The 22,726-nt window shown below is 35.8% G+C and carries 22 protein-coding genes and 1 pseudogene; 12 read left to right on the top strand and 11 right to left on the bottom strand.

Annotated elements, in window-relative coordinates; translation table 11 throughout:
* The first annotated feature begins 5 nt into the window (after positions 1-5).
* Complete coding sequence (locus ACIQZA_RS10240) at positions 6-569, top strand: cupin domain-containing protein (protein ID WP_402881272.1); 564 nt, start codon at positions 6-8, stop codon at positions 567-569.
* A gap of 66 nt (positions 570-635) precedes the next feature.
* Here the strand turns inward: ACIQZA_RS10240 and ACIQZA_RS10235 are convergent, their stop codons facing one another.
* The 3 genes from ACIQZA_RS10235 to ACIQZA_RS10225 are packed head-to-tail and all read right to left on the bottom strand — an operon-like array spanning position 636 to position 2,954.
* Entirely contained in the window at positions 636-2,111 is a 1,476-nt protein-coding gene (locus tag ACIQZA_RS10235; protein WP_400940219.1) for a serine hydrolase domain-containing protein, read from the bottom strand.
* Between the two features lie 7 nt (positions 2,112-2,118).
* Positions 2,119-2,616 carry a hypothetical protein gene (locus ACIQZA_RS10230; RefSeq protein WP_400940216.1) on the bottom strand — a complete coding sequence of 166 codons (498 nt, stop codon included), beginning with the start codon at positions 2,614-2,616 and terminating at the stop codon, positions 2,119-2,121.
* Positions 2,613-2,954 (bottom strand): PadR family transcriptional regulator, encoded by a 342-nt coding sequence (locus tag ACIQZA_RS10225; RefSeq protein ID WP_400940213.1) that lies wholly within the window; start codon positions 2,952-2,954, stop codon positions 2,613-2,615. Before ACIQZA_RS10225 ends, ACIQZA_RS10230 begins: the two co-directional genes overlap by 4 nt.
* A 327-nt stretch (positions 2,955-3,281) precedes the next feature.
* Between ACIQZA_RS10225 and ACIQZA_RS10220 the strand changes: the two genes are divergently transcribed.
* The 5 genes and pseudogenes from ACIQZA_RS10220 (at position 3,282) to ACIQZA_RS10200 (ending at position 7,148) form a co-directional block, all read left to right on the top strand.
* Entirely contained in the window at positions 3,282-3,806 is a 525-nt protein-coding gene (locus tag ACIQZA_RS10220) for a GNAT family N-acetyltransferase (RefSeq protein WP_142508675.1), read from the top strand.
* Positions 3,807-3,833: 27 nt separating this feature from the next.
* Positions 3,834-4,173: pseudogene (locus ACIQZA_RS10215) on the top strand (YunG family protein).
* A gap of 521 nt (positions 4,174-4,694) precedes the next feature.
* Positions 4,695-5,288 carry an NADPH-dependent FMN reductase gene (locus ACIQZA_RS10210; protein ID WP_400940208.1) on the top strand — a complete coding sequence of 198 codons (594 nt, stop codon included), beginning with the start codon at positions 4,695-4,697 and terminating at the stop codon, positions 5,286-5,288.
* 298 nt (positions 5,289-5,586) lie between these two features.
* Positions 5,587-6,525 carry a ring-cleaving dioxygenase gene (locus ACIQZA_RS10205; protein WP_400940205.1) on the top strand — a complete coding sequence of 313 codons (939 nt, stop codon included), beginning with the start codon at positions 5,587-5,589 and terminating at the stop codon, positions 6,523-6,525.
* Positions 6,526-6,539: 14 nt separating this feature from the next.
* Complete coding sequence (locus tag ACIQZA_RS10200; protein ID WP_400940203.1) at positions 6,540-7,148, top strand: flavin reductase family protein; 609 nt, start codon at positions 6,540-6,542, stop codon at positions 7,146-7,148.
* Between the two features lie 45 nt (positions 7,149-7,193).
* On the opposite strand, the gene ACIQZA_RS10195 is transcribed toward ACIQZA_RS10200, so the two are convergent.
* Together ACIQZA_RS10195 and ACIQZA_RS10190 are read right to left on the bottom strand one after the other, a co-directional pair.
* Positions 7,194-8,129, bottom strand: coding sequence for an aldo/keto reductase (locus ACIQZA_RS10195; protein ID WP_402881276.1), 936 nt, complete (start codon positions 8,127-8,129; stop codon positions 7,194-7,196).
* A 284-nt stretch (positions 8,130-8,413) separates the two neighbouring features.
* Positions 8,414-9,166: an IclR family transcriptional regulator gene (locus ACIQZA_RS10190; RefSeq protein ID WP_402881278.1), complete on the bottom strand. Its 753-nt coding sequence runs from the start codon at positions 9,164-9,166 to the stop codon at positions 8,414-8,416.
* Positions 9,167-9,778: 612 nt separating this feature from the next.
* Between ACIQZA_RS10190 and ACIQZA_RS10185 the strand changes: the two genes are divergently transcribed.
* Positions 9,779-11,179 (top strand): amino acid permease, encoded by a 1,401-nt coding sequence (locus tag ACIQZA_RS10185; protein WP_142508669.1) that lies wholly within the window; start codon positions 9,779-9,781, stop codon positions 11,177-11,179.
* Positions 11,180-11,349: 170 nt separating this feature from the next.
* On the opposite strand, the gene ACIQZA_RS10180 is transcribed toward ACIQZA_RS10185, so the two are convergent.
* On the bottom strand, positions 11,350-11,745 hold the full coding sequence (locus ACIQZA_RS10180; RefSeq protein WP_402881280.1) for a RidA family protein: 396 nt from the start codon (positions 11,743-11,745) through the stop codon (positions 11,350-11,352).
* A 436-nt stretch (positions 11,746-12,181) separates the two neighbouring features.
* On the opposite strand from ACIQZA_RS10180, the gene ACIQZA_RS10175 reads away from it, so the two are divergent.
* The gene (locus ACIQZA_RS10175; RefSeq protein ID WP_142508667.1) at positions 12,182-13,225 is read left to right on the top strand and encodes an AI-2E family transporter; all 1,044 of its coding nucleotides are present in this window, start codon (positions 12,182-12,184) and stop codon (positions 13,223-13,225) included.
* A gap of 155 nt (positions 13,226-13,380) precedes the next feature.
* Here the strand turns inward: ACIQZA_RS10175 and ACIQZA_RS10170 are convergent, their stop codons facing one another.
* Entirely contained in the window at positions 13,381-14,736 is a 1,356-nt protein-coding gene (locus ACIQZA_RS10170) for an MATE family efflux transporter (RefSeq protein ID WP_402881282.1), read from the bottom strand.
* Positions 14,723-15,190, bottom strand: coding sequence for a GNAT family N-acetyltransferase (locus tag ACIQZA_RS10165; protein ID WP_400940189.1), 468 nt, complete (start codon positions 15,188-15,190; stop codon positions 14,723-14,725). The genes ACIQZA_RS10170 and ACIQZA_RS10165 overlap by 14 nt, the downstream gene beginning before the upstream one ends.
* 176 nt (positions 15,191-15,366) lie before the next feature.
* On the opposite strand from ACIQZA_RS10165, the gene ACIQZA_RS10160 reads away from it, so the two are divergent.
* Entirely contained in the window at positions 15,367-16,197 is an 831-nt protein-coding gene (locus ACIQZA_RS10160; protein ID WP_400940187.1) for a MerR family transcriptional regulator, read from the top strand.
* Positions 16,198-16,420: 223 nt separating this feature from the next.
* Positions 16,421-17,596, top strand: coding sequence for a DUF4272 domain-containing protein (locus ACIQZA_RS10155; protein ID WP_400940185.1), 1,176 nt, complete (start codon positions 16,421-16,423; stop codon positions 17,594-17,596).
* 55 nt (positions 17,597-17,651) lie between these two features.
* Here ACIQZA_RS10155 and ACIQZA_RS10150 read toward each other — a convergent pair whose 3' ends face one another.
* From ACIQZA_RS10150 to ACIQZA_RS10140, 3 genes are all read right to left on the bottom strand, one after another.
* Entirely contained in the window at positions 17,652-19,076 is a 1,425-nt protein-coding gene (locus tag ACIQZA_RS10150; protein WP_400940182.1) for an erythromycin esterase family protein, read from the bottom strand.
* Positions 19,077-19,257: 181 nt separating this feature from the next.
* The gene (locus ACIQZA_RS10145) at positions 19,258-19,611 is read right to left on the bottom strand and encodes a hypothetical protein (protein ID WP_400940180.1); all 354 of its coding nucleotides are present in this window, start codon (positions 19,609-19,611) and stop codon (positions 19,258-19,260) included.
* Positions 19,612-19,635: 24 nt separating this feature from the next.
* Complete coding sequence (locus ACIQZA_RS10140; protein ID WP_400940178.1) at positions 19,636-20,331, bottom strand: DUF2225 domain-containing protein; 696 nt, start codon at positions 20,329-20,331, stop codon at positions 19,636-19,638.
* A 590-nt stretch (positions 20,332-20,921) separates the two neighbouring features.
* Here ACIQZA_RS10140 and ACIQZA_RS10135 point away from each other — a divergent pair.
* Together ACIQZA_RS10135 and ACIQZA_RS10130 are read left to right on the top strand one after the other, a co-directional pair.
* Complete coding sequence (locus ACIQZA_RS10135; protein WP_400940175.1) at positions 20,922-21,695, top strand: Cof-type HAD-IIB family hydrolase; 774 nt, start codon at positions 20,922-20,924, stop codon at positions 21,693-21,695.
* A 209-nt stretch (positions 21,696-21,904) separates the two neighbouring features.
* Positions 21,905-22,501: a DedA family protein gene (locus ACIQZA_RS10130; RefSeq protein WP_400940172.1), complete on the top strand. Its 597-nt coding sequence runs from the start codon at positions 21,905-21,907 to the stop codon at positions 22,499-22,501.
* Positions 22,502-22,726: the final 225 nt, after the last annotated feature.

Here is a 22,726-nt window from a genome sequence, read left to right as displayed (position 1 = left end):
AGAAAATGTACTACATTCCTTATTACGGAAACATGCCTATGTATAACTATGGAGATCAGCTAGTTTATTGGACACCTCATTATCAGACGGGGTACGCGAACAGAGCTGAACCTTCTCGTTTTTCCAATGGCGAAAGTATTGTATTAAAAGATTATGGGCCTCTGCCACTTGTCATCAATCTTAAAGATGCAGCTAAGCAAAACGATACGTATCGTACTACTCTGTGGACGGGAAAGAACTCACAAATTACTTTAATGAGTATTAATGTTGGTGATAATATCGGTTTGGAAGTACACCCAAATGTGGATCAAACTTTATATATTGAACAGGGTGAGGGTTTTGCTCAAATGGGCCCGAGTAAAAACAATTTAAATTATGAAAGAAAAGTCTATGAAAATTATGCTGTAGTAGTGCCTGCTGGAACATGGCATAACGTCACAAATACAGGAAATGTGCCACTAAAGCTTTATTCAATATACGCTCCTCCAAACCATCCATTTGGTACGGTACATGTTACGAAAGCAGACGCTATGGCTTCGGAGGCAGGCTACGGTCAAGGCAATGAATGAATCAATTGTAAGATATGAAACTTTTTCCTTGATCATACAAGCATAACTATAAAAGACAACTCCTACTTAGAGAAGTTGTCTTTTTTGTCGTCGTTTAAATGAAATATATATAGATAATAAGCCATTCAATGTTAAAAGGGTAACTAGTGCTATAACCAAAAATGCAATATCAGGGGCAAAATATCTAATAGTGTGCCAAGGTGTTCCTGTATTATAGCTTAATAATGGAATGGAGATAATGGCCAAAACTAAAAGTATAAGACCGAATATACCCAACACGCCTCTTTTGTTCACATTTTTAGCTTTAACTTTTATTAGAAGATAAATAAACAGCACAAAAAGTAAACATAAAATAGCGATTGTTATGACTTGAGATGTAGGTTTATATTTAGGTGCGTCAACGGGCTCTTTTCCATTTAAAATGTTGATAATCCCTTCTTTCAAGTAAAGAAGTGACTTTTCCTCTAATATATGACTTTTGTTAGTGAGAATTACCCCGCCCCAATCGGTTTCTGGTAGATAAAATACTTCTGAGCGTGCGTCAGGATTTGAACCAGAATGCCATATCATTTCTTCTTTGGATTCTGGATATGAGATTCGTACACCAAGGCCGTAATATCGATATTTACTAGTTTGAACAAACGGCGATATATAAAGATTCATCGCATTTTTACTTAAAAAATTGTTATGCTCATGGCGACTAAGTAGTTTAATGTACTGCACCATATCTGTTGCACTTGCCGTTATATATCCATAGGGTGTCCCTCCATTATCAAATGTGACTGCACTTTTGACAGGGTGACCAAGCCATGATTGATAGCCAGATAAGTATCCTTTTTCATAGGCTATGTTGCTATTAGCGGCTGCATTTTTCATCCCTAATGGAGAAAAAACTTGTTCCTCCATATATTTAGAAAATGGTTGTTTGGTAACCTCTTCGATGAGAGCTCCAAGAATAGAAAAGTTAGCATTACTATATTGATGTTTTTCCCCAGGAGCAGCAGTCAGCTTCACATTCGATAAACTTTCCACATTTTCCTTTATAGCACTTAAATCTTTAGATTCCTTGTCTGATATAGCTAAGCCAGAATAAGTGCTTATCCCACTTGTTTGCGTAAGTAAATGTTTAATTGTTATTTGAGAAGCGGCTTGTTTGTCTTTTAGGGTAAACCATGGCATATATTTTTGAACTGGATCATCTAATTGAATAATGCCTGCATCAACCAATCTCATGATGGCTAAGCCTGTTAGTGATTTACTAATTGAGCCGACAACAAATGGAGTTTCAGCAGTTACCTTTTCTTCGGATTCGCCTGTTACACCCCACGATTTAGAATAAAAGATATCATTTTTATGAACAATAGTAATAGATGCCCCTGGAATTCGCTGCTCTTCTAAAAAGTTTCCAACATACTTATCTATAGTACTCTTAACGTCTTGTTCTGCGGCATCTGTGGAGATTGGTGAGACTAGTTGAAATAGATAAAGTGGAATTACTAATAAACAAACTAATATAGCTTTATATATTGGTTTTCTTTTCATTGTTATTTCACCTATTTCCTCCGAAAATTTTTATTGCAAGTAAAGCTATTAAAGAGGAAGTGGAAATACTGATTGAGATTAGCAAGAAGTTCCACCAAGCAACATCAGAAATCTGATAAACAATATTATAATCGAATGTTGCAATAGTCTTTTGCGGATTAAAGGAATCTGTCAAAAACATCGATAGTATTAGCTGACAAGCAAGATAGGTAAAAATAAAAGTACAAAACCCAATAACTAATGATATTCCAGGTCGACTTTTCCGCATTTGTTTTATTTCCGAATGAAGATCTATACCTTTAATCTCTAAAAAATCTTTAATAAATGTCGTAGTATCTCCCAGATCATTTATACTATCAATTCCATTATCACGAGATTCTTGAATATGCTCTAAAAGCTGTTGCTTTATATTCTTTCTTTCTTTTGAGCTGATACGATACTGTTTTAACTCTTTTAGAACTTCGGTTAAATATTGTTTTTCTGCTAAACTCAATTCCATACTCATTCAAAAAGTTCTCCTTCCAGACCGCTTTGAAGTAGGGATTTTATGTCTTGTTGCAACTCCAACCATTCATTGATTTTTTTTTGAAGATAAACTTCTCCTTTTTTATTGATTTCATAATAAACTCTAACTTTCCCGTTGTCTGTCATTTCACGGTAAGTATCAACCCATTCTTGATCTTTTAGCTTAGTCAAGATGGGATAAATGCTTCCTACTCCCTTCAATTTCAAATTGTGTTTTTCTAACTCTTTCATAATTTCATAGCCATAACTTTTTTTCTTAGACAATATAGACAATACACACATTTCTAAATGACCTTTTATTAAACTTGTTCTATCCATAGGATAAATTTAACAAAAATATATACTTCTTTCAAGTATATATTTTTGTTGTGAATACTTTCGAGAGGTAATGATGAAATATTCGATCACATATACTGCATGATGACCTACACATTAAATCTTATAGAAGAAATGTGAAATTTATGCCAATACCTTTTGCACATCCTAACAGCACTTGTTAAAGTAGGGTTAGTAGAATCTAGGGTTCAGTAGAGGTATATAATATTGCTTTCTAAGTGAGCATTCCCGGGAAAGCGCCTAGTGGAACGGAATTTCAACTCTACGTATGGTGATGAGCTCATTATTATTCATTGGAGGATAATATAAATGGAATATAAACTATTAGGAAATGAAATTGAAGATTTAGTGGAACTGTTAACTCAAAACAAGTGGATTTATCATACCGATCAACATTTAAAAGAGGAATCCGTTCGAAAAGCATATACAGAAGGATACTATCACAGCGATCGCGAAACGCATTGGATAGTTGATAATGAAAAAAAGGTCGGGATTATTATCATTCATGACATAAGTGATACGATCCCGTTATTCGATATCCGTTTAGATACTCGTTATAGAGGAAAAGGATACGGTGTAAAAACCCTCCTTTGGTTACAAGATTACCTGTTTGGAGAAAAAGATAAGATTCGTATCGAAGGTTATACGAGAGTTGATAATATGGGAATGAGGAAATGTTTTGCGAAAGCTGGTTTTGTAAAAGAGGGCTATTTAAGAAATGCTTGGGAAAATGCAGATGGTACTGTGACAGATAGTATCGTTTATGGTGCAATCAAAGATGATTGGATTTTAGGTAGAACAACGCCTATTAAAATCGATGACATACCATATTAAAACTAAGGTAGAAAAGGACGTTGAGGAATGTCTACAGAAAATGATCTGTTAAAAGCTTTTAAAAAATCCTGGTCCATTCAATCTAGCTCAAAATGGGGTTTAGATAATCCTGCAAAAGGCCAATGCGGAGTCACTTCATTAGTTGTTAATGATATCCTTGGGGGCGAAATTTATAAAACGTGGCTTGATGAAGGCTGGTATTTTTATAATATTCTCGACGAGGACAGAAAGGATTTTACACAAGAACAATTTCCGTACAACCTCGAATATCAGGATATTCGTTCACGTAGGGAAGAGGCTTTTCAAGATACGAACGCAATATAGCTATCTAAAATCACAGGTTCATGAGTATTTAGGAAAAAGCTAGGGTCAACTGTAGCTACTTTTTGTATGTTGATTTAAGCGTAAGATACTGATATTCATTTTGTTAGGAGCGACGAAACCTTCTGTGAGATGTATCTTGGATGAAAAGTAATCAAACACAGTCCATTATAATTTAGGCTAGACATTGTTACTATTTAATCGTAGTTATAATTCTCTTTTGGTTCAGCTTGTCTACCCATATAATGATGAGGAGCTGTTGATTTTTCACGGAGAGTGGCGACTCCTGCGGGATGAGCTTGCGCTGAAAGCCCCTACTCGGAGTGAAAATCAACCTTTGTTTATTGATACGCATTATTTTATATTTATCCTTGGGTCTACAAGCTTAAGCAGAGTGTTAACATCTCTGCTTTTTTTAATATTTAAACAAACATGTTGACGTAAATGAAACCATCGTGTTATTATTATCTCGAATTCAAGATAAATAAATTCAAGATAAATGAATTCGAACCTTTTAATCCATGTAGAAAGTAAAGCTTTACTTTTCATCAAAAGGAGGTAATCATAATGGGTTTTTTAAATAAATTATTTGCTTCAAAAAAAGAGGAGGAAAAAACAATGGCAGAATTAAATATCGGGATTATTATCGGATCAACACGTGAAGGTCGTGTAAGTCCACAAGTAGCACAATGGGTAAAAGAAATCGCAGATCAACGAGGAGATGCAAACTATACAATTATTGATATCGCAGATTACAAATTACCTTTACTAGGTGAACCAGGGCAAGACGCTTCAGGCGCTCAAGCTTGGTCAGAAATTGTTGCAAAACAAGATGGATTTGTATTTATCGTACAAGAGTATAATCACTCTATTACAGGTGCTTTAAAAAATGCACTAGATTATTTACGTGTAGAATGGAATAACAAAGCTGCAGGTATTGTATCGTATGGTTCTGTAGGTGGTGCACGTGCAGCTGAACATTTACGTGGTATTATGGGTGAGCTTTTAATTGCAGATGTCCGTGTACATCCAGCATTGTCACTATTCACAGACTTTGAAAATGGTACTGATTTTAAACCAAAAGAAGTACAAACAGATTCAGTTAACCAAATGTTAGATCAAATAATTCCTTGGTCAAAAGCTTTATATACAATTCGTTAATCATGTTTAACTTATTACACCCACTGAAATAGAGGAACTCAGCCTAAGAACGCCACATCCTGTGGCAACGACTGAGTGACCAACTTTGTGCTGTTGCTGACGCTTCGCTTTCGCACAAAAAACATCTGTTGGCCTAAAGCCTCCGGTGGATGTCACGGAATCGGAAAGGAGTTCTTTATGCAAGCAAAAAGCCGATTCCGGACGCAATTATGCCGAGGCATATTTGATAGATTGAGGTAGAACGTTATTGGATAAAGTATAGGTGAGCAATACATTTATCATGAAAGGGACTGTTAACATGAAAAAACATACTGCGGGTATTCACCATATCACAGCGATTGTAGGGCATCCACAAGAAAATATTGATTTTTATGCTGGTGTATTAGGTCTACGTTTAGTTAAACAAACAGTAAATTTCGATGACCCAGGCACATACCATCTTTACTTCGGGAACAAAGGTGGTAAACCGGGGACAATTATTACATTCTTCCCTTGGGCAGATGCTTATCAAGGCCGCATTGGTGATGGCCAAGTTGGTGTAACTACTTATGTTGTACCGGAGGGAGCACTACCTTTTTGGATTAATCGTCTTGCGAAATTCGCTATTCCATTCCAAAAAGCTGAACGCTTTGGTGAACAAGTAATACAATTTGATGATCCACACGGACTTCATATTGAATTGGTGGCACGTGCGGAAGGTGAATTAAATGAATGGACATTTGGTGAAGTAACTCCAAAGGTTGCGATTAAAGGATTTGGCGGTGCAACACTGTATTCGAGTCACCCTGAAGAAACAGCAAAAGTCTTAACTGAAGTCATGGGTCTTGAGAAAGTAGCAACGGAAGGTGAGTATACTCGTTTCAAATCCAGTGCAGATATTGGCAATACAGTAGATTTAAAAGTAGTTCCTGGTATGCGCGGTCAAATGGGAGTTGGAACAGTTCATCATATTGCTTGGAGAGCCCAGGATAATGCAGATCATCTAGAATGGCAAGAGTATGTAATGAATCATGGACAACATGTAACTGAAGTGAAAGATCGAAATTATTTTAATGCGATTTATTTCCGTGAACCTGGTGAGATTTTATTTGAAATTGCGACAGATCCGCCTGGATTCGCTCATGATGAAACACCTGAAACAATGGGTAGTCAATTAATGTTACCAGCTCAATACGAACAGCATCGTGAACAATTAGAAAGAACATTAATTCCGATTGAAGTGCGTGTGCTTGATTAAGGAGGATGAGTCGTTTGATTTCGATTGATCCTACAAAAAATACTGAGCGTGAAAACTATAAATTATTAATTGGCAGTATTATTCCGAGACCAATTGCCTTTGTCACGACGAAATCAGAGCAAGGAGTCATCAATGGCGCACCTTTTAGTTTCTTTAACATTATATCATCAAATCCACCGATGATTTCTCTAGCCATTCAAAAACCACAAGGGCGCTTAAAAGATACCGCTCGACATATTCATCATCAGCAACAATTTGTTGTGCATATTGTAGATGAGGATAATGTTAAGCAGGTGAATGAAACGGCGGCTTCATTACCTGTAAGTGAAAGTGAAATTGATAGAGTTCAATTTACATTAACCGATAGTGAGCTAATATCTGTACCAGGTATTCAAGAGGCGAAGGTTCGGATGGAATGTCGTTTAGTACAGACGATTCCTTTGATGAATGGCGACGAACAGACGGGTGATTTGTTCATTGGTCAGGTTGTTCAATTTCATATAGATGAGACTATTTATAATGAAGGGCGTATTGACCCAAGGAAATTAAAAGCAGTTAGCAGACTAGCTGGCTCGAATTATGCAAAAATTGGAGAAATATTTGCTTTAGAACGTCCTCAATAAAAAAATGCGAAAATGTTGATATAACAGCATTTTCGCATTTTTATGTTATGCTAAAATTCTTTCTATATTCACTAAATCTTCTTTAGTTAATAAGATATCGGTTGCTTTCACATTGGTAGCTACTTGGCTTTTATGTTTTCCACCTGGGATAACTGCATCAATACCGTCTTGAGCTAATAACCAAGCTAGCGCTAGATTTGGTAAGATCGTTTGCTTTTCCTCTGCAATTCCTTTTAACTCATCTATTTTTATTAATGTTTGTTCAAATAATTCACCTTGGAATAAAGGATCCGAAATTCGCCAGTCTCCAGTGCCTAACTTAAAGTCTTTTGTATACTTACCACCAAGTAGGCCATATGCAAGTGGACCGTATGGAATAAAGGAAATATCATTTTTTACACAGTATGGCAATAATTTTTGTTCTGCAGATCGGTTTAACATATTGTACGGAGATTGTAACACTGAAATATCATTGTGCACATTAGCGTCTATAAGCTGATCTAATGTTACGTTTGAAATGCCTATTGCTCCGATTTTTCCTTCTTCTTTTAAGCGTGATAATTCCCCAATCGACTCCACAAGAGGGGTCTCGTTGTCTGGGAAATGTAAATAGTAGAGGTCTACATAGTCCATTTGTAGCCGGTTCAGGCTATTTTCAAGTGCACTTCGTAAATATTGCGGATGATTATTTGTTTTTACTGAGCCATCCTCAAACCAATGTCTGCCTCCCTTTGTCGCTAAAACAAAATCTGCCCTAGGATATTTTTTTAATACTTCGCCAACAAGCTCTTCTGAACGCCCTTTTCCATAGATATCTGCTGTATCAAATAAAGTTATCCCTAGGTCAAGTGCAGCTGTGACTAGCTCCGTCCCGTCTTGTTCATTTAAGTTTTCATATAAGTTATGGCCACCTACAGCATTCGTCCCCAGACCAATTTCGGAAATCTTAATATTTGTTTTTTTTAATGTATGAAATTTCATATTCCTACCTCCTCTGTTTTCTGTAATCAGATTAGAGTAAAAAAAATATTTTACCAACATACTTAGTTATAGTTTCATATATAGAAACAAAAGCATTTTAATTGCAAATAGAAGATCGAATTAATTATGCCTCGACATAATTGCAAATTCGGAATCCGTGACATCCGCTGAAAAGTAACTTAAACATGCATTTATCTCACCACCTATAGGGGTGGGAGACCTTTGTAGCTGCCGTTACACTTTCGCTACGCAAAATAGTTGCTGAAGGGAGTTGAAATTTCCCTTTATGCTAACAGGTAATGGATTTCTTCCGTTAATTGCTGGCTTGCCTCTTCTAATTTTTTTGCAAATGACCGAATGGCCGTTTTCCTCATTTGATTCGTCGAACCGTGCAAAGCAATTGCACCGAAGACTTCTTCATTCACATAAATCGGAACTGCAATACAAATTTTACCTACATTCGTTTCTTCATTATCAACAGCATATCCCTGTGCTTTAATGACCTGTAAGTGAGGAATTAATAGGCCATAATCATAGAAGGTTTTTGTTGTAAATGTATTTAGTTCAATACTATTTAATATTTCACGTTGTTTTTTAGCTGACAGATGAGCTAATACTACTTTTCCGAGTGCGCTTGAATGCATAGGTGTCCGAGTATCGATTGCTTGATAAGTAGGATGTTCAAAAGGCTCCCTAATCACATTTTTTATTACCATCTCATAATCTTCCAAAATACCAATGTAAGTAGTTATTTCTTCTTGGCGGGCTAATTGATATGGCGCCACGAGAGACGTCCATTGGATATCTTTGTGCCAATATAAGTGCTCATCCCTAAAGATATGCGGATTTAATTGATAGTATTTATTATATTTAATGACATAATTCATTTTTTCGAGCGTATAAAGCATACGAAAAACGGATGTCTTATTCATTGATAATTCTTCCATAATTTCAGTTAATGTAAGAGAATGCTTTTGACGTAATACATCCAAAATCAAAAGGCCCTTTTTTAATGTCGATACTTCATAGGAATCCATTTTGCCCTCTCCTAACTTCTAAATTTCTAGCTTGTACAATACCATCTTTACTATTGATTTACTAGTTTGGATAGTTTCTTATAGAAATAAGTCTCTACAGGGGATTATGATAGGCGGTGGAATTTCAATTCTTTTTTGTCTCTCCTATCTGTAGAGATGCTTTCTATTTGCTTATGATTTTCTTTATTGACATCATATTTACAACATCTAATGTATAGTGAAAAAATGGCAAATGAAGTAATTGAGAGAAGGAAATAACCGAGCTTTTTATAAAGTTATGGATCAAGGAGTCGCCCAGTCTCCACTCTAATCAACCATTTACATAGTAGACGTTTTAACAAAAGTCATCCATAACTTTTGGTGATGAACCAAAGTTATTACAAGAAGAAAAAGTAAAGCAGCCGCCGTTATGATTCTAGTGAAATGGGAATTTAAAGATTGTTAAAAGTTTCATATAAAAGAACTTCTATTAACTCATTTTCAAGTAAAAAGATAAATTGTTATAATAATCTAATTGTTGACTCAATTCGAAAATGCGGATAATATACTGTTTATTGATAAAAATACATAAAAATGAAATTTATTTTCTTTTTTGAAAGTGGAGTGGTTATTATGGCGAATTTTTTACGAAAGAAATCAATCGAGCAAGCCAATAAAATAACTGAAGTCGAACGTTTTAAACTAAAGCGTGAACTAGGGTCGTTGCAATTATTGCTGTACGTACTAGGGGCTACAATAGGAGCTGGCATTTTTGTGTTGCCAGGAACTACAGCTGCTCTACATGCGGGTCCGGGTGTTGTTGTTTCATTCTTAATAGGTGGTCTTGTAACAATAGCAGTTGGGTTAGCCTATGTTGAATTCGCAGCGATGGCTCCTGTTGCCGGGAGTGCTTACACCTATTCTTATATTGCGTTAGGTGAAATGATTGCTTGGATAATCGGTTGGGATTTATTATTGGAATTTATCGTTATTTCTAGTACAGTCGCAGTTGGCTGGAGTGGCTACGTCAATTCGTTTTTACAATCTGTGGGAATTCACTTGCCAGAAGTTTTAACAAAGGATATTGCTCATGGTGGGATTGTGAATCTACCTGCTGTGGCTGGTTGGCTTATTGTAGCTTGGATTTCAATGAGTGGAATTAAAAATGTGGGTCGATCAAATATGTTATTTACAGCTGCAAAGGTTGGCGCGATTATCTTATTCCTTGCTATTGGGGCTTTTCACGTTAACCCTATAAACTGGACACCGTTTACACCGTTTGGCTGGTCAGGTGTAATGGCGGGAGCGGCACTAGTGTTCTTTGCCTTTACCGGATTTGATGGTGTAACAACAGTTCTTGAGGAAGTAAAAAATCCTCAAAAAACAATACCAAAAGCTTTAATCGGTGGTCTAAGTATACTAACGCTTATTTATGCAATTGTTGCACTAGTATTAACAGGTATTGTACCATCCCCTGAGTTGGATGTTCCAAATCCTACTGTATATGCACTAGAATCTGTTGGGATTCAATGGGGAGGTGCTATCATTGCAGTATCAGTTATTTTTGGATTGCTTGCTACGATGATTGCAAATACAACAAGTGCGACACGCGTGCTGTTTGCAATGAGCCGAGATGGACTTCTACCAGAACGTATTGCACAAACAAATAAAAAAACAGGCGTACCTGTATTGTCAACTTTAATTGTTGTTGTAACAGGCATTCTCTTATCAGGATTTTTATCGATCGGAGAATTAGCGGAATTTGCTAACATCGGCGGTTTAACTGCTTTTGCTTTAACAACAGTTAGTGTTGTTGTTCTTCGCTATACACGACCAGATCAACCACGTGTATTTAAAGTACCTGCGCTATGGCTTGTAGCAACTGTAGGTGTTGGAGGATGTATTGTATTAATTTTTAGTCTGCCGCCATTTACTATAGTGCGCTTTTTGATTTGGTTAGCGATAGGTTTAGTTATTTATATAGCCTATGGATACAAGCATGCTAAAATAAGCTCTAAAAATGAAGATCTATAAATGAGATGAAAAAAAGTGCGAGAAATCAATTTTAGAAACGTTGATTTCTCGCACTTTTCTAATTATGAAACTTTACTTTAAAATATACTTATGTCCCGGGCCTCGTTTTTATCACAAAATTTAATACAAATCTAGACGCACACCCTTGTTAGTTTCAACATATAATAATTTTACATTTCCTTACAAGCCCAGGCATCAATTTCAATCTTTAGGGAAGGGGCTGCAAGCGCAACTACATACATTAATGTCATACACGGAAGGTGATCACCAAGAAAGTCGTTCATTATTTTCTTTCTTTGATCTACATTAATTTCTATTTCTCCAACCAAATAAAGGGTTATCTTCGTTAAATCTTGAATTTCCATATTCGCACTTTCAAGATTCTTTCTGATATTTTCTAATGCCAATTTCATTTGAGTTAATGGCTCTTCAGGTATAGTCCCATCTTCTTCCACGCCTATTTGTCCAGATAGTGTTAACCATCTCTGTGGTCCTGTTACTTCTATTTGATGTACATAAGGAGCAACCGGTTGATGAATGTCCTTCGGGTTTCTAGCAATTTTCACATAATCAATCCTTTCTATATAATTTCAGTTTATAATTTCTGTAAGAATATCATCCTAAGACTAAAGATAAAAAATTTAATTTTAGTACTATCATAAAAGAACTTACATTGGCTATGATGGTGTTCAAAGGGTTATAATAGACTAATAAAATTAAGGCTTATAACGCTGATACAGCTTTCAAAAATATTGTTATTAATTTGATAAGGCATACTATTCTTTTCGCTCCTTGGATGCATTAATTTCTTATGAGACTTATAAAGCGCAAGTATTTAAGTCTTATTCTAAGTGTTAATGGAAATAATAATCCAATGAAGGGGGCATTTACATAAGAATGATACGTAATATTCTACATCAATTTATTAATTGTTTTTGTTCATTTGATGGCGAAATCCAGGCAGTAAAGGCCGCGAAGCCGTTTTGTAGAAGGAGTGAATACATGAGTAATTTCTTTCGAAGCCATGGATTTAAACGTTTTTTAATCCTAGCTGGGATCGCTATTGCATTATATATGATGCGGAGTATGATCAATCTAATTCTTCTTACGTTCATTATTACTTACTTGATGAATCAACTTACCACGAAGACAACAAAAGAGGTTAGAAAGTACGTACGGATGAACGAGAAGGCTGTAACAGTTACCCTCTATCTTTTGCTTGTTGCAGGTATTGTTGCAATTATCTACAAGTATTTGCCTGTCGTAACCCAACAAATTACACAGCTCTTTGATCTTATTGCTAGCTTTAGTCTTAACCCAAATGATAACGAGATTGCACGGTATTTAGCTCCAACCTTTGACAAGATTGAGCTGGGTAAATATTTAGAGCAAGGTGTAGACCTCACGCTGAAAAACCTTACGAATATTGGTAAAATCATTTTGCATATATTCATTGCACTAATTTTGAGCTTGTTTATTTTACTTGAAAAGAAACGTATTACGGAATTTACAGCGAAATTTAAAGATAGCAAAATGAGCCATCTCTACGATGAATTACATTATTTCTCAAGGATATTCATTCGTTCTTTCGGTAAAGTTATTGAGGCACAGTTCATTATTGCTGCTGTCAACTGTGTTTTATCTGTTATTGCTTTATACATTATGGGCTTCCCGCATTTAATTGCGCTGGGGATCATGCTCTTTATACTGGGGTTAGTGCCAGTTGCAGGGGTTATCATGTCCTTGATTCCTCTAGCTATAATCGCATACAGTATCGGTGGTCCTATGTACATTGTCTATATCTTAGTTATTGTTATGGTACTACATGCTATGGAGGCATACTTCTTAAATCCAAAGCTAATGTCTGCTAAGACAAATCTTCCAATTTTCTATACATTCATGGTCATTCTCTTCTCGGAGCATTTTCTTGGTGTATGGGGATTAATTATTGGTATTCCATTATTCATGTTCCTTCTCGATATTCTCGGAGTTACGTCATCAGAAGATGAACTGCAACAGGCAAGGGAAATACAAGAAGACAAATAAAGTGAATAAAGTTTCATTCAAGAAGGAATCAAATGTGTATGATTCCTTTTTTTTCTTGGCTTGGAAATTTTGAAGTCCATGGTTTGGCAGTATAGAGGATGGCCTAAACAGTTAACCCCCTTTCGATTATTGCATTGAGAGGGGGTTAACTTTATTTATAGTGCCTTTAAGGAACTTGCTTCTGAGAACATAGTATGTGTTTTTCTCTTTATAAATATAAAAATTAGTAATGCGGTAATGCCCTCTGCGGCGGGGAATGTCCACCAAATAGCTTGTGGGCCAAGTAATTTAGGCAATAGTACGAGAGCAGGGATAAATAATATAATACTGCGAAGTAACATTATGGTTGCTGCAAGACGTATTCTTTCAATTGATTGGAAGAATTCCGCAAAGACCATGTTCACGCCAAGGAATACATACCCAATTGCAAAGTGTACAAAGCCTTGCGCGGCCATATTACGAATTTCAAACGTACTATCACCGAATAATGCTATTAGCTGAGAAGGGAATAATGTAGCAATTATGACAGTAGTTAAACCTAGAATAAATGCAGTGGCTATACCGATTTTCAATAACGCTGTTAATCTCTCAATTAATCTCGCACCGTAGTGATAACTAACGAGGGGCTGTAGGGCCATACCGATACCAAGGAATACTGTTAATAGTACGGTATGAATATAGTTAATCATCGCGTAGGCGGTCACTCCATCTGAGCCCAAATAGTGTAAAAATGTCACATTATATAAAATAACCATAATAGCGACGGAGGCTTCAACAATAAAGCTTGGTAACCCAATAGCGAATATTTTCTTTAAATCAGATAGGTTGAAAAACTTACGCACAAACTTTAATTCGGATTGCTTTCGGAAGAAATGTAGGCAAAGCACCGACATACCGATTATTGTGGAAAGTGCTGTAGCCAGGGCACAGCCAGTTACGCCGTAGTGGAGTACGAAAATAAAAATGTAGTTTAAAATAATGTTTAACACAGATGTAGTAATTAAACCCATCATTGCAAGCTTTGGATTGCCATCATTTCGAATAAAAATGCTTAGTAAGTTTTCAATTGTGTAGAACACACCGAAAATCAAAATAACATGTAAGTACTCTTGTACATAAGGAAATGTAGCATCACTTGCGCCGAATATATAGGAGATTTCCTTTAAATTTAATAAAAGTATTAGAATCAGTGCCATAACGACAACGATCATGGTTGTAAATGCTAATGTAAAGAGCTGGTTCGCTCTTTTTTTATTGCCCTCACCGAGAGAAATTGAAAATAGTGTTGCCCCACCCATACCAATCCAAAGGGAAATAGATAGTAAAATCGAAAAAATAGGTACGGCGATATTTACGCCTGCTAAAGCGGTTGGTCCAACGCCGTGACTAACGAAAATACCATCCACTAAAATATTCACTGACATCAGTAACATACCAATCATGGCCGGGAATAAATATGATAAAAACAAGGGCCTAAGAGGCCTTGTTTCAATTGGGTTAAGGGTAGTCATCAGCATGTACCTCCTTTACCATCACCTTTTCACCTTTAGTATCTAGCTCACCGTTAAAGACGAAGCCAAACTTTTTATATAACTGAATAGCTACTGTATTGTTGTCATAAACACTTAAATATATATTTTGACAGCTGTATTTAGCTACTAAATATTGAATAAGTTGCTGTAAAAAGTATTTTCCCAAACCTTGGTGCTGGTAGAGCTCATCAATGAAATAGCGATCTAACCAAACACGTTGTGAATTGTCCTTATGTGGGAACACGCCATACATAGCGAAGCCAACTGCATTATCTTCCTTATACAATCCTATAGGGATAAAGCGTTTATCTGCTTTTGCCTCCGCTAAGCATTGTTGTGTACTTTCAATAAAATCTTGCTGATTATCAGCAATGCGTAGTGCTAATACTTCCTCTTTGTTTAAAGCTGTAATGTCACGAATTTCCGTGAACATAATTCCAAAACCTTTCTATTTTTAATTTCTTTCAGCAGATGTCACGGAAATCGGAAAGGGCTCTTTATGCAAGCACAAACCGATTCCGGACGAAATTATGTAGTGGCATAATTGATTGTGAATAGCTACAATTTAATGTATATAGTAACTATATAGTCAAGGAGGGAAACTTAAAAATGTTTAATAAAAATGTAAAATATTTTACAACTGGTGAGTTCGCTAAAATTTGTAAGGTTAATAAACAAACGTTAATCTACTACGATCAAATCGGTTTATTATCACCAATTATGAAGGATAGTAAAGACTATCGTTATTATTCCATTGCACAATATGAATTTTTTAGTGTGATTGAGCTATTAAAGGCGGTTGGTATGTCTTTAAAAGATATTCAAAAATATATGGCAGAAAAATCACCCGAAAATTTCTTAGATTTAATGTATCAGCAAAAGGAAATTGTAGCGAAAAAACGTCGAGAGCTGGAGATGATTGAAAGCATTATTGATGTAAAAATTGATTTAACAGAGGAAGCCTTACACCTTGATTTTGATAGTATTACGATTGAGCATCTGCCGGTGGCCACATTGTATTTAAGTAAAAATATCGAGGATTCGACGGAAGAACAATTTACGAAGGCTGTATCAGACTTTATAGATGAGTTAGATCGTTCTCAATTAGACACGGGTTATCCCATTGGAGGGATTACAAGAAGAGAGCAAGTATTAGCTGGAAACTATGACAATTATAGTTTCTTATATATAGAGCAACCACACCCGCGAGAAGGTCATCCTTATTTTGAAGCGATTGAAGGGGATTTTATTGTAGGATATCATGTAGGAAATTCCACTACACTTGGTGAATCTTACGAGCGATTATTTAAGGTCATGAGGGAAAAAGGCTTTGAACTAGGGGAATACGTATATGAGGAATACATTTATGACGCCGTTATTAAAAATCGGGAAGAGGATTATGTAACGAAAATTATGATAGAAATTAAAAAAGGTTGTTGATAAGTATAGAAGTAAAAAAAATACTTCCAACGTTATTTGAATGGTTGAGCGGCAGTAAAGTAGAAAGGCTTATAGTGATACGAGCGGTATGGCAAATGATGCAGCAAGAAATTGAAAGCAATTGCTTGCTTTTTGGAAGGGAAATGAAATACTACGAAAAAATAAACAGCCGTTTAGCCAAGCTCTTGCAGGCTATAGTTGGTGAATAAAAGGGGAGAGAAGAATGAACTATTTCACTATATTTGCATCTAAGAACAACATTGACGATATTGAAGTGAAAATTTCAGATGTTTTTGCAAAAGGCTTTGCTATCGAAAAAAATGACAATGAGTATGTAATAACATCAAAGGCGCTGTTTAAAAAATATAAATTAATAATTAGAGTGACGTCTGAAGATACGAATCCAGATTACTTCGCTAATAATATTCCTGGGATGATGGGGTATTACGACAATTTTCCTTTTGAAGATGACAATTTAAAAGAATTAGTTTTGACTCAAATAGCTGTTTTAAATACAGTGATTGCAATCGAATCGGAAAAAGAGATAAATGAAGAACAGATGCAGTTATTTACGAACCTATTATCAAGCATAGGCGGAATTGGCTTTTTAGCGAATGGCACTTTACTAGACGATGAAGGGAACGTTATTGTTTATCCTGACGGGCAATCAGGACCATCTGACTTTAGACCCCACGCTTGTACTCGAAAGGTAAGGGGACAAGAGATGTCATCAGAAGAAGGTGAACAAAGAAAAAATAAAACGCTAGCATATTTAAAAGAAGAAGCTATTCCATATACAGCTTCCCTTCCTCAACTCCCAACACTAGAGGCTTGTCAGTTTAAAACTCGAGAAGACATTGCTAGAAGAGCTGTAGCCCTGTTAATTGTCATTCAATTTGCCTGTGATGTGGCGCAAGGTGGAAATGTAGAAGAATCGCGAGACTTTTTCATCAATATGTTACGCACTTATAAAGTAGAAGACTATTTAACTAGCAACGAAAGAGACTTTTTACAAGCTTCTGAACCAGATGTGCAAGAAGCCATTAATATTTCATGGCAATACGAGGCTTATTGGACACTTATTTGGGCACTTGGATTTGTTGAGAAGCTCGATTTTCCTGATGAAGTATGTGATTGCGAGTATGCCATTCAAGTCGTTTCTAACTGTGAAACGTTTGAACAATTTTTCCTTCAAACTGTCATGCGTAGTCAGGAAGAGATATTGGATGAAGCCGACAAGATTTACAGATACCATTGGGCTTGTGTAGATAGTCGGATAAAAGACCAAGCGGCTCCTGCCGGGATGAATGAAAGCATCGTCATGGAAAGGAGAAGAGGCTTGTTCTGGATGATAGGGCATCGAAGTGAAGAATGGGCTAACATGTCGATGGATACTTAAATATAAAAGAAAAATAGCAAACTAGCAGAAAAACTAGTTTGCTATTTTTATATGCTTATTTTATATAATGAGGTTTACTTACTTTATCAATCAGCAGAAGGCCATCATATTGATCTCGTGGAACAAGACTTTCCTGAATCATTCCCCAGCTATACGATAAACGTGGCTCAAACATCCATGAGTTTCCACGCTCACTTTGACGGTTTCGTAAGTCGATAAATGTGTACGGTTTATTTGAAGATGAAGCAATATCCTCGATGGATCCTTTCACTGGCGGTAAAACGGCCATAGGCTCACCCATATTGTTTGCTGTTTCCCCACCAGCCATATAAAGACCAAGCACATAACTATATTTTTTGTAAATATCCGGTAGGCGTTCACCCATCAATTTTACTGGATAAGGAGAACCCATTACTTCGGATTGTGCTTTACGAATATGGTCATTATGCGCCCAGACGATAAATTTTTCAGTTGGATAAATCTCCTCTGCTAACCAAAGAAGGTTTTCCATCATTGATTGGTCGCGCCATTCCATTGTCTTTAAAAAAGAATCATATTTATTTTGCTCAAGTTCAATATTTGCTTGAATGGATAGTTCTACATATTCGTCTGCTAAACGGATACGGTCAGCTAAAGTACGTTCCATAAGCTTTACAATATGAGACTCTCCCGGATAAGCCGCTTTTAACTCGTTTTCTTTTAGCTGTACTTGTGATTTTACTTGTTTATACACTTCGATAATGCTTGGTTTCGCCTTTTGATAGCCTTTTAAATCCGTACCGAAACTCCAGTCAACAAGTTTCTCCTCTACTTCACTTAACTGTTTAGCAAGCATACTATTTTGTAGCCAGTTACCGTTTGTGAATGCACCTTGCTGTTGAATATCAAAGCCCGCTAATTTTAAAGGTTTATCGGTATTCTGTGTTTTTTTAGCATACTCAAATAACGGTAGTGTTTCTTTTGACCACCATACACCAAAAATAGCATCCTTCATCGTTTGTTGCGCTGTTTGTTTATCGATTTGTCCTTGAGCATTCATGGCATTCCCCATACCGCTTTCAAAGGCTAGGACATTGTAGCCCATTTCTTGGTGTAAAAATTGAATTAAACGTGTTTTTGCTAAGCTAAATTCTGCTGCGCCATGTGAACTTTCCCCTAAAAAAACAATGCGCTTATCATGCAATAAAGGCTTCAGCATCTCTAAATCTTCAAATTTAGTGGATGGGATGTTTTGTTGACCAACTGCTTCAGGTTGAATGGATGTTAAGCTGTAAGCATGGTCGTTTGTCCATTTTTTCCAATCTTGAAGAGTTTCACTGGATGTGCGAGCTTGCTTCACTTCTAACTTGTTATCTAAAGCTACACGTTCTTCTACCACCGGAACTGCTGCGGATGCATTTGAAACTCCGTTGAACGCTACAAAGCTTGTTAACGCAATACTTAATGATAATAAAACCTTACGTTTCTTACCTTTTGTCACTTTCTATCAGTCCTTCGCTTTATAGTAAGACCAATTATAGGTAGAAAAGGTTAAAGTAAAGGGGGTCTTTGTTTAAATTTTGTTTAAATTTGGTCGAATGCCATTATTTTGGATTATTTGAGCGGATGCAGATAAAAAAACATCTCCATAGCGTAAGTACACTATAGAGATGTTAGCTATTTTATTTATAGTGATATGTGCTAGCTCTTGGGTTATTCCGCTGTATTTGATTGAACCATGCACGATTCTTTTCCTCTTGTTTTAAAGTATTAACGATGGTTGATGAGCAGCTAACACAGATTTTTGCCTGAGTAATTTGTCCGCAGCGTTCACAGGGTGCGCCTAAATTAGGAAAAATCGATTTTTTTAATTTCCCTGCTTTTACCCATTTATAGAGTAGCTCAGATGAAACCCCGGTTAATGCAACTACCTCATCATTCGTTAAATAGCGATTATTTTTTCTTAGTAAAAAATGATGTAGTTCTGAAAAAATATCTTCTTCTCTTACATCAATCCTTTTGGTAAATAGCTGCATGATTATTACTCTCCTCGTTTTACTTTAATTGATGACTTCTTCTATAGTTTTATTTGCGTTGTTCGGTTGCTCATCATATTTATAGTTTTCCCAGCGATTACGTGCTAGTTTTCGATATTTATTGGAAATATTTCGATCTGCTATTAATCGAGAGAATCCTTTTTTCGCCTCGGCAATATCTCCAAGTCGGAGGCTTAATTCGGCATGTAAATATTGAATTCTCTCTCCGCCCTCTTGATTGGATGCAAAAGATTTGCTGTAAAAATCTCTAGCAGCAAAAAGGTAGCGCATTTCCGATTCCTCATCATTTTTTAAGCGATAAAGCCAGGCTATTTTTAAAGCGAAATTGGCCATAAGAAGTGACTCTTCCATTGATGCTCTTGATACAAGATAAGCTAATTTAAAGCTTACAATGGCATCATCAATCGTACGTTCCTTACAGATATCCATTGGTCTTTGTAGCTCTTTTATGTACAGCTCATCAATAAGAAGCATGAAAGGCCCATATGTTCTTGTCATAGACTTGTGGAAAGCATAGCCACAATGTGGACAAACGGCAACTTCATACAATAACGGGTTTAAACCTTCGTAAACTGGCATGAAGTCTGTTTGCTCTTCGATAATTTTATAACGATTAGGGCGTACTTTATATGTGGTAAAATGCTTTTTGCAAAACTTGCAATCCACACTACTTTCATAGTAGTAAATGTTAAATGCCATAAGAATCAACTCCTTTACATTCAGATGATTAATATTTCTTTTGTTCTATTTATATGATGGATAGTATCGTTCAATATATTTAATTTAATTACCTCTATATTAACAATTCTATGCTCTTTGGTATACTCCTTTAGAATTATTGAAATAAAAATGTTCATTACTTTCTTAGTTATTTGAAATTTCGATATGTACCCGTAATAGTGTTTATCGGTGTAGTTGGAGTAAGTTATACGGTTGGCTTAGCTTGTCATAAAACGTACAAATGTTTCATTAACTATTAATTTTTTTATTATCAAGCTGCTGTATAGATAATAAGACCTATATATAATTTTGATATAAAGATATTTCTTCATGTAAAATGACAAGTATATTGATTAGGGAAATATAGGATTATTGTTAAGCAACGAAGAGGAGTCACCCAGGCACTCGCCTGTAGTGGAAAATGACATTTATATCAGGTGATCGGAGTGGGGGTGGGCGACTTCTTGGAGATCATCGTCACAGGTATTACCCCGAAGTGGGCCATGTTATGGTGAGTTTCCCTAATCGATATATCTAATAAAATTATGTAAATCGGTAAGGAGAGAACGATGGATTATAAAATTGTATTCTTTGACGTAGATGGAACGCTTGTAAATTATGAAGATGGTCGTATTGAAGAAAGTACAATGATCGCTATTGAGCAATTAAAAAACAATGGAATTCATATTGTTGCAGCTACAGGAAGACCTTTATCAATGTGCCAAGGTTTAAGAAGCATAGGTATAGATACGTTTATTACCGCTAATGGTGCCCATGTTAAGCATCAAGATCAAGTAATACATAAAATTCCTATTGCAAAGGAAATTGTCCACGCAGTTAAGGCTTTTGCTGAAAACAATAAACAAAGTCTTTCGTTTTTTACAGAACAATTATCGATGAATAACGTCCAAGAACAAGAGACATTAAAAGCCATGCAAGAAACATTATCTTTGCAAGAGTTTCCCGTTATTAATGAAGATATTTTAACGCAAGAGGTTTACTTAATGTGTTTATATGGCAACGAGGATATTGAGAAAAGGTATACTTTAAAATTCCCGCATTTATTATTTAAGAGGTGGCACCCTTACATTACAAATGTTTTGCAACATGATGTTTCCAAATCTATTGCTGTGCAAGCTGTACTAGATTATTTCGACTTGAGTCCAGAGGAAGCACTTGCTTTTGGTGATGGAGATAATGATATCGACATGCTGGAGCAGGTTGGCTTTGGTATTGCAATGGGCAACGGTAGTGAAGCATTGAAAAGTGTCGCTAATTATGTAACGAAAAAATCAACAGAGGACGGTATTCATTATGCTCTACGTAAGCTGCAAATAATTTAATTATTTGAAAGTAAAATATGAATCAACCAGTCACTAAGCAGTCACTAAGAAAAAACTATAGTTATGAAGCGCATTTTTTTACGATCCAACATGGATGAATGTTTTCATGGAGAAAATGTATTTAATCCATAATACTCATAATGTTGTCTCCTTTGAGTTATTATAAAGCTAACTATTAAAAATTATTACGCTTTAGATGGGGTGGATTTATGGCGCATCACGTACAATCTCTTATTGAACATTTTGGATATTTTGGCATTATTCTTATCCTAGTTGGGGGAATTGTCGGTCTGCCACTTCCTGATGAAATATTTTTGACATATGTAGGGTATAGCGTATATCGTGAAACTCTTGCACATATTCCAGCTTTAATCAGCGCTATGATAGGCGCAGCCGGGGGAATTACCCTGAGTTACTATATAGGCTATAAATTCGGGCTACCTTTATTACGAAAATACGGTTCGAAAGTCCATATTACAGAACAGAAAATTGATTTTACTAAAAAATTATTTGAAAAAATTGGACCAATATTATTATTAATAGGGTATTTTATCCCTGGTGTACGTCATCTTACTGCATATATTGCAGCTATTAATAATTATCCTTATAAAAAATTTGCTTTCTTTGCTTATATGGGAGCAGCTTTATGGACATTTACTTTTATCACTTTAGGGAAGATACTTGGAGAGAAATGGCATTATGTTGAGTTATATTTATCCCGCTACAGTATTTATGCTATAGTATTGTTCATCATCATTATGTTCATCATTTATTTTGTTTTCAAAAGAAAGAATTCATCTAAATAAATTTAACTTCTTTCAGCGGGTGTCCAACATCCACTGGCCTAAGCACAGAGCCGATTCCGGACGTAATTATGCCGAGGCATAATTGATAAAAGGTCTGATTCAATATTTAGTTATCTATGGTGAAATATTTATAATCAAACCATTAAAAGGTATTACATTTTAATAATGTAGTACCTTTTTTATTGCAGTTATATATAAATATCTATGGTATTATAAGTAATATTA

It is taken from the genome of Lysinibacillus sp. NPDC096382, from assembly GCF_044762845.1.
Classification (GTDB): Bacteria; Bacillota; Bacilli; order Bacillales_A; family Planococcaceae; genus Lysinibacillus.
The sequence above is the reverse complement of the archived record's forward strand: the minus strand, read 5'-3'. Positions and strand labels throughout refer to the sequence as shown.

Bases quoted from the DNA above. Each gene is read 5' to 3' on its own strand.
- ACIQZA_RS10145 (WP_400940180.1), bottom strand. From the start codon at position 19,611: ATGCAGCTATTTACCAAAAGGATTGATGTAAGAGAAGAAGATATTTTT.
- ACIQZA_RS10230 (WP_400940216.1), bottom strand. From the start codon at position 2,616: ATGAGTATGGAATTGAGTTTAGCAGAAAAACAATATTTAACCGAAGTT.
- ACIQZA_RS10140 (WP_400940178.1), bottom strand. From the start codon at position 20,331: ATGGCATTTAACATTTACTACTATGAAAGTAGTGTGGATTGCAAGTTT.
- ACIQZA_RS10190 (WP_402881278.1), bottom strand. From the start codon at position 9,166: ATGGATTCCTATGAAGTATCGACATTAAAAAAGGGCCTTTTGATTTTG.
- ACIQZA_RS10220 (WP_142508675.1), top strand. From the start codon at position 3,282: ATGGAATATAAACTATTAGGAAATGAAATTGAAGATTTAGTGGAACTG.
- ACIQZA_RS10170 (WP_402881282.1), bottom strand. From the start codon at position 14,736: ATGACTACCCTTAACCCAATTGAAACAAGGCCTCTTAGGCCCTTGTTT.
- ACIQZA_RS10210 (WP_400940208.1), top strand. From the start codon at position 4,695: ATGGGTTTTTTAAATAAATTATTTGCTTCAAAAAAAGAGGAGGAAAAA.
- ACIQZA_RS10205 (WP_400940205.1), top strand. From the start codon at position 5,587: ATGAAAAAACATACTGCGGGTATTCACCATATCACAGCGATTGTAGGG.
- ACIQZA_RS10165 (WP_400940189.1), bottom strand. From the start codon at position 15,190: ATGTTCACGGAAATTCGTGACATTACAGCTTTAAACAAAGAGGAAGTA.
- ACIQZA_RS10160 (WP_400940187.1), top strand. From the start codon at position 15,367: ATGTTTAATAAAAATGTAAAATATTTTACAACTGGTGAGTTCGCTAAA.
- ACIQZA_RS10155 (WP_400940185.1), top strand. From the start codon at position 16,421: ATGAACTATTTCACTATATTTGCATCTAAGAACAACATTGACGATATT.
- ACIQZA_RS10130 (WP_400940172.1), top strand. From the start codon at position 21,905: ATGGCGCATCACGTACAATCTCTTATTGAACATTTTGGATATTTTGGC.
- ACIQZA_RS10240 (WP_402881272.1), top strand. From the start codon at position 6: ATGTACTACATTCCTTATTACGGAAACATGCCTATGTATAACTATGGA.
- ACIQZA_RS10135 (WP_400940175.1), top strand. From the start codon at position 20,922: ATGGATTATAAAATTGTATTCTTTGACGTAGATGGAACGCTTGTAAAT.
- ACIQZA_RS10185 (WP_142508669.1), top strand. From the start codon at position 9,779: ATGGCGAATTTTTTACGAAAGAAATCAATCGAGCAAGCCAATAAAATA.
- ACIQZA_RS10195 (WP_402881276.1), bottom strand. From the start codon at position 8,129: ATGAAATTTCATACATTAAAAAAAACAAATATTAAGATTTCCGAAATT.
- ACIQZA_RS10235 (WP_400940219.1), bottom strand. From the start codon at position 2,111: ATGAAAAGAAAACCAATATATAAAGCTATATTAGTTTGTTTATTAGTA.
- ACIQZA_RS10175 (WP_142508667.1), top strand. From the start codon at position 12,182: ATGAGTAATTTCTTTCGAAGCCATGGATTTAAACGTTTTTTAATCCTA.
- ACIQZA_RS10225 (WP_400940213.1), bottom strand. From the start codon at position 2,954: ATGGATAGAACAAGTTTAATAAAAGGTCATTTAGAAATGTGTGTATTG.